This is a genomic window from Geobacillus sp. WSUCF1, assembly GCF_000422025.1.
GTDB classification, from domain to species: domain Bacteria; phylum Bacillota; class Bacilli; order Bacillales; family Anoxybacillaceae; genus Geobacillus; species Geobacillus zalihae.
On sequence record NZ_ATCO01000317.1, the window covers coordinates 1 to 240 of the forward strand.

The following is a 240-nucleotide window of genomic DNA, read 5'->3' on the forward strand; positions in this document are numbered from 1 at the left end:
ATCTTTAATAGCAGACAGATACAAATAGGTTCCTTGAAATGGCACATAGGTAATATCCGTCACCCATTTTTGGTTGGCTGCAGTGGCCGCAAAATCACGGTTTAACACGTTCGACGCTACGATATTCTCCTTTCCCGCTTTATACTTCGGCTTTTTTCGACGGATTTTGGCCTGAACCCCCAACTCTTTCATCAGTCGGTACACTCGCTTATGATTCACGGTCTTCCCATAATTTCGTTT

The 240-nt window shown here is 43.8% G+C and carries 1 protein-coding gene; it reads right to left on the minus strand.

Annotated features, from left to right (window positions below; genetic code table 11):
* Window positions 1-240 (minus strand): IS3 family transposase (locus tag I656_RS0117380; RefSeq protein WP_033007077.1); only part of this gene is annotated, 240 nt, incomplete at both ends.